The 7,553-nt window shown below is 59.7% G+C and carries 6 protein-coding genes and 2 pseudogenes; 6 read left to right on the top strand and 2 right to left on the bottom strand.

Features of this window, described 5'->3' with window-relative positions; all coding sequences use genetic code 11:
• The 6 genes from CVT63_07570 to CVT63_07595 form a co-directional block, all read left to right on the top strand.
• Positions 1-898, top strand: an 898-nt coding sequence (locus CVT63_07570; GenBank protein PKQ27519.1) for a hypothetical protein, incomplete at its 5' end; no start/stop codon positions are given.
• Between the two features lie 442 nt (positions 899-1,340).
• Positions 1,341-2,264, top strand: coding sequence for a branched-chain amino acid ABC transporter permease (locus CVT63_07575; GenBank protein PKQ27514.1), 924 nt, complete (start codon positions 1,341-1,343; stop codon positions 2,262-2,264).
• A 63-nt stretch (positions 2,265-2,327) separates the two neighbouring features.
• Entirely contained in the window at positions 2,328-3,665 is a 1,338-nt protein-coding gene (locus CVT63_07580) for a branched-chain amino acid ABC transporter permease (protein PKQ27515.1), read from the top strand.
• Positions 3,646-4,416: a high-affinity branched-chain amino acid ABC transporter ATP-binding protein LivG gene (livG, locus tag CVT63_07585; GenBank protein ID PKQ27516.1), complete on the top strand. Its 771-nt coding sequence runs from the start codon at positions 3,646-3,648 to the stop codon at positions 4,414-4,416. Before CVT63_07580 ends, livG begins: the two co-directional genes overlap by 20 nt.
• Positions 4,416-5,129 carry an ABC transporter ATP-binding protein gene (locus tag CVT63_07590; protein ID PKQ27517.1) on the top strand — a complete coding sequence of 238 codons (714 nt, stop codon included), beginning with the start codon at positions 4,416-4,418 and terminating at the stop codon, positions 5,127-5,129. Before livG ends, CVT63_07590 begins: the two co-directional genes overlap by 1 nt.
• 176 nt (positions 5,130-5,305) lie before the next feature.
• Positions 5,306-5,485, top strand: coding sequence for a hypothetical protein (locus tag CVT63_07595; protein ID PKQ27518.1), 180 nt, complete (start codon positions 5,306-5,308; stop codon positions 5,483-5,485).
• Between the two features lie 309 nt (positions 5,486-5,794).
• On the opposite strand, the pseudogene CVT63_07600 reads toward CVT63_07595, so the two are convergent.
• A pseudogene (locus CVT63_07600) lies at positions 5,795-6,239 on the bottom strand (hypothetical protein).
• 86 nt (positions 6,240-6,325) lie between these two features.
• Positions 6,326-7,486 (bottom strand): annotated as a pseudogene (locus CVT63_07605) (hypothetical protein).
• Positions 7,487-7,553: the final 67 nt, after the last annotated feature.

Consider the following 7,553-nt stretch of genomic DNA (forward strand, 5'->3'; position numbering starts at 1 on the left):
GAGATGCTTTGATTCTTGCAAGCCACCTGGTGGCTGTAGGGAAGTACTGGCGACAAAATCAAACGACGCACCCCAGAGCCCGAAAATCATTTATGAGACACCCATGGTCAGCCCCTGGTCCACCAACCCCAATACCACCCTCAATCGACCGTATGTTTTCCGGGGCTGTTTTCTGGACCCCTTCCAGGGGCCGGTGGTAGCCAACTTCGTCACCGAGGAGTTCGGGTTCACGAAGGCCGCAGTGCTCTACGACGTGGCCAGCGACTATCCCAAGGGCCTGGCCGAATTCTTCAAGAAAGCCTGGGAAGGACTCCACGGCGCAGGTTCCGTGGTGGCCTATGAGAGCTTCACCACCAAGGATACCGACTTCAGCGCCCAGTTGACGAAGATCCTCAACTCCGGCGCCGAGTTCATCTTCACCCCCCAGTACTACAACGAGGTGGCGCTGATCGCGCAGCAGGCCCATGAATTGGGGTGGACCAAGCCCATCGTGGGCAGCGATAGCTGGGGCTCTGCTGAATTGATGTCACTCTGTGGCAAGGACTGCTACGGGCTCTTCTTCAGCACCCACTATGCGGCCGCCGGCGCCACGGGCGCGACCAAGGCGTTCATCGAGCGGTATGAGAAGCAATACGGCTATACGCCCGATGATGTGGCCGCCCTGACCTGGGATAGTATGATGATTGTCCAGAAGGCCATTCAGGACTGCGGCGCCATCACCGGTGACCTGGCGAAGGATCGCCCATGCGTCCGCGATGCGCTCGCCAAGATCAAGGACTTCGACGGCATTACGGGCAAGATGACCTTTACCGAAGAGGGCGACCCCATCAAGTGCGCCGTCATCGTGAAGATCAATGACCAGGGCGAGTTCACGTTCTACAAGCAAGCCTGTCCCTAAGTAAGTCGAAGCCGGCCCGGTGTTTTCGCTCATCATCGGGCCCAATAGAAACAAGCCAATCGGCCAGAAACCGGGTATCTCCGCCAGTATCTTCTCAATAGTTCGGGGCGTGCTCGCTGTGGCCGGTTTCCTGATCGTGCCACCCGTGGCACGGTCAGGAGACCGGCCACAGCATCCCCAGATCCACCCGTGGCACGGTCAGGAGACCGGCCACAGCATCCCCAGATTATGGCTGTCGCTTGAGATGATACCTCCGCCACTTTGCCCCGACAGGAAGTGTGCGGGAGAGGCTGGGGATAACCCGGTTTCTGGTTGACGACATCCTTTCGCAGGTAGATCCCCTGAGAAACCGAGAAGTTGTCAGAAATAGATACTCGTTGTGAGGGCGCGGCAAAAAAACGACGCGGTGAGATGTGCGGGGTCAAAACGAGGAGCGTATGTAATGACGTTTTTTCTGCAGAACGTGGTCAACGCCTTGCAGTGGGGCAGCTTCTACGCTTTGATCGCCCTGGGCTATTCCATGGTGTATGGCGTTCTCCTGTTGTTCAACTTTGCCCATGGCGACGTTTTCATGGTCGGGGCTTATATCGGCTACTTCATCGCGGGTGGACTACTGGCCTTGGCGACAATGGGCTTTGTTACCTTGCCCAACTGGTTAGTCCTGGTATTGACCATCCTCATCGCCATGATCCTGACTTCTTTTGTGGGTATGCTCGTGGAGAGGATCGGCTACCGACCCTTGCGTAAGGCCCCGCGCGCCTCGGCGGCGATCACGGGCTTGATGATCGGTATCATCCTCGAGACCGGCAACCTGGCCCTGTTGGGCGCCACGCGCTTGAGCTTCCCCGCCCTGATCGAGACCCAGACCTACCGCATTATCGGTGTGAGCATCACCAACAAGAAGATCATGATCGTTGTCGTATCTTTGTTGCTGATGCTGGCCTTGAATCAGTTTGTCCAACGGACCAAGTGGGGCATGGCCATGCGCGCGATGGCCTTTGACTTCGTCGTCGTACCGTTGATGGGGGTGTCGATCAACACCATCGCCGCCCTGACCTTCGGCGTGGGTTCAGCTTTGGCGGCCGCGGCCGGAATTCTCTTCGGCGTTGCCTATCCTGTGCTGGATCCATACATGGGGATCGTCTTCGGCTGGAAAGCTTTCGTGGCAGCCATTCTCGGCGGCCGGGGCTCCATCAAGGGCGCCGCGCTGGCAGGCTTCATGTTGGGGTTCATCGAGATCTTTGTGGCAACGATCTTTCCTTCTACGCTTCGAGATTTGATTGCCTATTCTATCATCTTGCTTATCCTGGCCTTCAGACCCCACGGCTTTTTCGGCGAGGCATATACGGCGCAGTTGCGGCTCTAGCACCGCATTCCTGGATTATCGAGGCGGTCTGCGCCCGAAGATACAAAGAGATGAGGATTTGACATGGGAGTAACCACCCGAACGTCATTGACGCGTGCGAGGGGCATTGGCCAGCTTCGGGGCAAGCTCGGGAGCTACTTCTCGCTGGTTCCGTTGCTGGGTTGGCTCTTCGGCGCTTTGATCGCAGTGGTGCTGGAAATGCTCGTTGGCGCTCAACTCGCCAGCATCTTGGGCTTGCCAAAACTGCCGGTCCTCTTTGGCTTCGACACCGTGCTCAAGGCGCCTGTCCTGATCCCCAGCACACTGCTCTACATGTTGCTGATTTATATCTTGCCGGTCGCGATCGTGGCGAAGTTGACCGCTGCGCCGGCAAACAGGCTGGCGGCCAAACTGTTCGAGCTACCGATGTGGGTGTCTGCGCTGGTGCACCTGGTCCTGCTGTACGTGATCTTGCAATTATGGTGCGAGCTCAGTGACTACCGGCTTCTGTTGGCCCGACTCATGTTGATCGCGATCATGATCACGCTGAGCCTCAACGTAGTGAACGGCTACATGGGCGAGTTTTCCTGCTCGCATCCGGGGTTCATGGCGCTGGGCGCGTACGCCGCCTCGGTCTTCACCGTGGGTTTGTTCGTGAATGATAACCTGTTTGGCGCTGCCATCCTGCCTGCGGCGGTGGGGCCGTTCCTCTTCCCCATCGGCTTGATCTTCGGGGGCATCATGGCAGCCGTGGGCGCTGTTCTGGTGGCCGTGCCCTCCTTCCGGACCCGCGGTGATTACCTGGCCATCATCTCGTTGGCATTCATGTTCATCGTCAAAAGCCTGATCGAGAACCTGGAGGTCGTCGGCGGCCCCCGGGGCTTGAGTAGCCAGCCCAACTGGGCGAACCTGCCCACCGTGTTTGTGTGGACAGTGCTCTGTGTGTGGACGATCAACAACTTCGTGAACTCCACCATGGGCAAAGCGCTGAATGCGGTGCGGGATGACGAAATCGCCGCCGAAGCTATGACCGTCAATACCCGGCGCACTAAGTTCGTGGCCTTCCTGTTCGCAGCTTTCTGGGCTGGCGTGGCGGGCGGGCTTTTTGCCCATGTGCTCAGGTATGTCAACCCGGGGACTTTCGGCATCCAGAAACTCGCTGAAGTGCTGGCCATGGTTTACTTTGGGGGGTTGAACTCTGTCCTCGGATCCATCGTCGGCGCGGTGGGCTTCAATCTCCTCAGCGAGGCCTTGCGACCCTTGGAGATCTTCAAGTGGATCATCATCCCGCTCTTGCTGATCCTGACGATGATTTTCCGTCCGACCGGCCTGATCGCTTTCAGGACCTTCGATGTCAGAAATCTACTCCGGCCAAAGGGGAAATCGGAAGAAGAGGGGGACCATGGCGATACTCCAAGTTGAGCATATGACTCACTACTTCGGGGGGCTGCGGGCCGTTCATGATTACAACCTGCAGATTGAACGCGGCCAGATCAGAGGCCTGATCGGGCCTAACGGGGCCGGCAAGACCACCATCTTCAACCTCCTCACGGGGATTTATCGGCCCACCGAAGGGAAGATCACACTGGATGGCGTGAACATCGTCGGTCTTCCACCGCACCAGATTGCCAGCAAAGGCCTTGGCCGGACATTTCAAAACCTGCGGCTGTGGCGGCATATGACCGTTCTCGAGCACGTGAAACAGGCGCGCTACTCGAAGCTGGGCTACGGGCTGATGGGCGCTTTCTTCGGGACGGCCAGGCGCAATCAGGAAGAGGCGGAGAACGAGCAGATCGCGCTGGACCTCCTCGATCTCGTTGGGATCCGCCATCTCGCCAATCAGGTGGTGACGAACCTGCCCTATGGCGCTCAGCGGAAGGTGGAGACGGCTCGGGCGCTGGCGACGGAACCCAAAATACTGTTCCTCGACGAGCCCACCGCTGGCATGAACCCGGAAGAACTGCGCGAGATGGTCAGAATCTTCCGCCGGGTTCACGAGGAACTGGACTTGACGATTTTCCTCATCGAGCACCGGATGAAAGTGGTCATGGAGCTGTGCGACATGATTCAGACCCTGGTGTTCGGCGCGGTGATTGCCGAGGGCCCGCCGGACGAGATCCGCAGCAACCCGGCGGTGATCGATGCCTACCTGGGCAAGGAGGTGGAGACCTGATGTTGCTATCAGTGGAGAATCTGGGCGTGTCTTATGAGGGGATCAAGGCCCTCCACGGCATCAGCTTTCAAGTGGATGAGGGGGAGATCGTGTGCATCATCGGCGCCAACGGCGCCGGCAAGAGCACGACCCTGCGCGCGATCTCGCGCCTGGTTCCTGTCGAGCACGGCTCCAAGATGACCTACATGAACAAGGACCTGCTCAAGCAGCCTCCCGAGAAAGTGGTTAGCGAGCTCGGCATCTCCCACGTGCCCGAAGGGCGGCGCCTCTTTGGCAATCTGACGGTTATGGAGAATCTCAAGCTGGCCGCCTTTGCGCGTAAGGATCGCGCGGCGGTCGAGCAGGACTTCCAGCGCGTTTTTGCGATCTTCCCACGCCTGGATGAGCGCAAGACGCAGAAAGCCGGCACCCTGAGCGGCGGCGAGCAGCAGATGTTGGCCGTCGGACGGGCGCTGGTGAGCGCCAGGAAGATGATGTTGCTGGACGAGCCGTCCATGGGCCTGGCGCCCTTGTTGATGAAGAGCGTGTTCGATGCGCTGAAGGAGATCAACAAGGAAGGCACGACCATCCTCCTCGTCGAGCAAAACGCTCGCATGGCGCTCCAGTTTGCCCGGCGGGGGTACGTGCTGGAGAGTGGCAACGTGGTCCTGGAGGGGCAATCATCCGACCTGCTGGCCAACCCCGCAGTGAAGAAAGCTTACCTGGGCGGTTGAGCGGTTGAGAGAAACCGGAGATAATTCCCTGCCCAGAGGATAAACCCGACCGGAAACTGATCGAAGCAGCCCGGCGGGAAACCCTGGCCCGCAGGCGAAGCCCGGGCGGGCTACACCGCGCGTGTAGGCAGTCTGCGCTACCCTACGAACAAGCGGCAGTGAGGGAGGGGAAGGGGGTGGTGACGGTGCGTTTCCAGCGACCCTTGCGGCCGAAGGCGCGCCCCACAGCGCCCAAGGGCCTGTGGGGCATGGTCTACTGGTACAGCCTCTACCTGATCCACCAGGTGATTTTCGCCGGCATGATCCGCAAGATCGCGGAGCGGGCCGCGCTGTTGGCGGCCGCGGGCCGGGCGTGAGGGGATAGGTACAATACGGTAAGGTTACAGGAGTTACGCAGTCGTTCGCATCATCGAGCGCTAGTAGTCCGTCAATGGTCATTTGATGGGTAGCGTAGGGCCTTGTGCCCGTCCGAACGCCCACAAGGGGCTACGCTTCGACCCATCGAATCAGCCTTGACGGACTACTATAGTGAGTCAGATAAAGATTCGTAGGGGCAGTGCCTTGCGCCTGCCCTGGGCGACCGCAAGGGATCGCCCCTACCACGAAACATTATCTGAACTCCGCTCAGCATGCCTCAGCTTGGGTGACTGCGTAAGTCCTGTAAGTTAGTGTTCTGGAGCAGAAGACCCTTTGGGCAACGCCACCACCAGCTCGTTCGCTTCCTGGTAAATGGCTGGCTCGCGGCCGGTGGCCTGGCGCACCAGTTGGATGGTGCGATAAACGCCGCTGCCGATACCGGTGACGAAGCCCAGTCGGCTGAGCAGCGTGTAGATCATCGGATTACGCAGGACGTGCGCAGCACCCAGCTTCATGGCTTCGATAGTGACGGAGTTGGGCAGGCCGCCGGGCGTGCGCACTTCGAGCGACGCGGTCATCGAAGACGAAGACCCGCACCGGCGCAGGCACGGTGTAGTCCCGGTGGGCGAGCGCGTTGACCAGGGTCTCGCACAACGCCTCTTGTGGCAGCTCGGGGAAGGTCTCCGGCGCAAAACCCTGGATGCGATGCGCCGAGCGCAGGTGGATCGCCAAGAAGCGGGCGCTGTCTTCCATAATCGCCGGCAGCGTGCCCGTGATCTAATGATCATCGCTCCCTTGCGATATTCCACAGCCCGGATCTGATCATCCCGGAGATTCTTGCTGTCGAGAATGTCTGGGCTGTGGGTGGTGATCAGAATCTGTGAACGAGAGTACGCTTCGGCAAAGATATCCACCAGCACTTCGGCCGCGGCCGGGTGAACGGTGGACTCGGGTTCCTCGATGGCGATGAAAGGCGGGGTCGGCGTTTGGTAGACGGCCAGCAGGACACCCAACACGCGGAGCGTGCCATCAGACATATTGAGCGCCTCGAACGACCAGGGATTGGCGTCTCCGACATCCTGGCGGAAGCGCAGGGTCTCCTTCGGGCCGAGCGCCAGGTAGTGGGCGCTGGTCGTTCCCGGCACGACTTTGCCCAGCAGACGGCAAAGGCGCTCATAGTCTCTGGGAGACTTTTTTTCGATCTCGCGCAAGACGGCAGCGGCGTTGCTGCCATCTCGTTTGAGCGCCTGGCCGGGATCGGGCTCCTGAAGCTCACGAATTCTATCCGGCACAAGAGAGTAGAATCGCATGTGCGTGAGCGCATCATACAGGGGACGTAATTCCTCAGCCGCCGACAGCACGGTCAGCGCAAGGCGATCCTTCTCGATTCTCGGTCGCAACCCAGGCACGTTAGTTTGGAGCGCTCCTTCTGTGACAGAAAACTGATAGAGCGGCATAGCATTCGCCGCCCATACCCGCCCCATCTCTTGCTTGACCGCAAAATCGCCTTGCGGCAATGCTGAAACCTGAAAGGCATAGCTGGCGCCGCTCCCGTTACCCCAATCCATGTTGACCCGCAAGCCAAAATGGGTAGGATGCCCTTTGGAACGCCGCCGGACCACGTTGATGCCTCCGCGCTGCTTGAGCGCCAGTTCCGGCGTCGTGCTCAGTGCGTCCGCGATAAAACGCAGCGCGTCCACGAAATTACTCTTGCCGGCCCCGTTGGGGCCGACGAGAATGGTCAGAGACTCGAGATTGACCACCACCTGAGCCAGGCTGCGGTAGTTCCTGATCTGTACTTGTGTAATCATGCGACCTCCTGTGTATCGCCATATCCAGGCCACAGCCCCCCGATGGCTGGAAGCACTGCAATTAGAATCCCAACTGCACGGCCTGAGGTTCGCTCTTCCCCCGTCCCCAGGCCACCACCGCCTCCAACAGCGTCCGCTCGCGGCCCTCGGCCGGCGCCATCTCCAGCACGGCCGCCAGGCTATCGGCATGAATCGGCCACTCCTTGAACTCGGTATGCAGGTCTTCGCCCGTGGCGATGCGTTGTTGCAGAGTTTC

This window comes from Candidatus Anoxymicrobium japonicum, from assembly GCA_002843005.1.
Taxonomy (GTDB): domain Bacteria; phylum Actinomycetota; class Geothermincolia; order Fen-727; family Anoxymicrobiaceae; genus Anoxymicrobium; species Anoxymicrobium japonicum.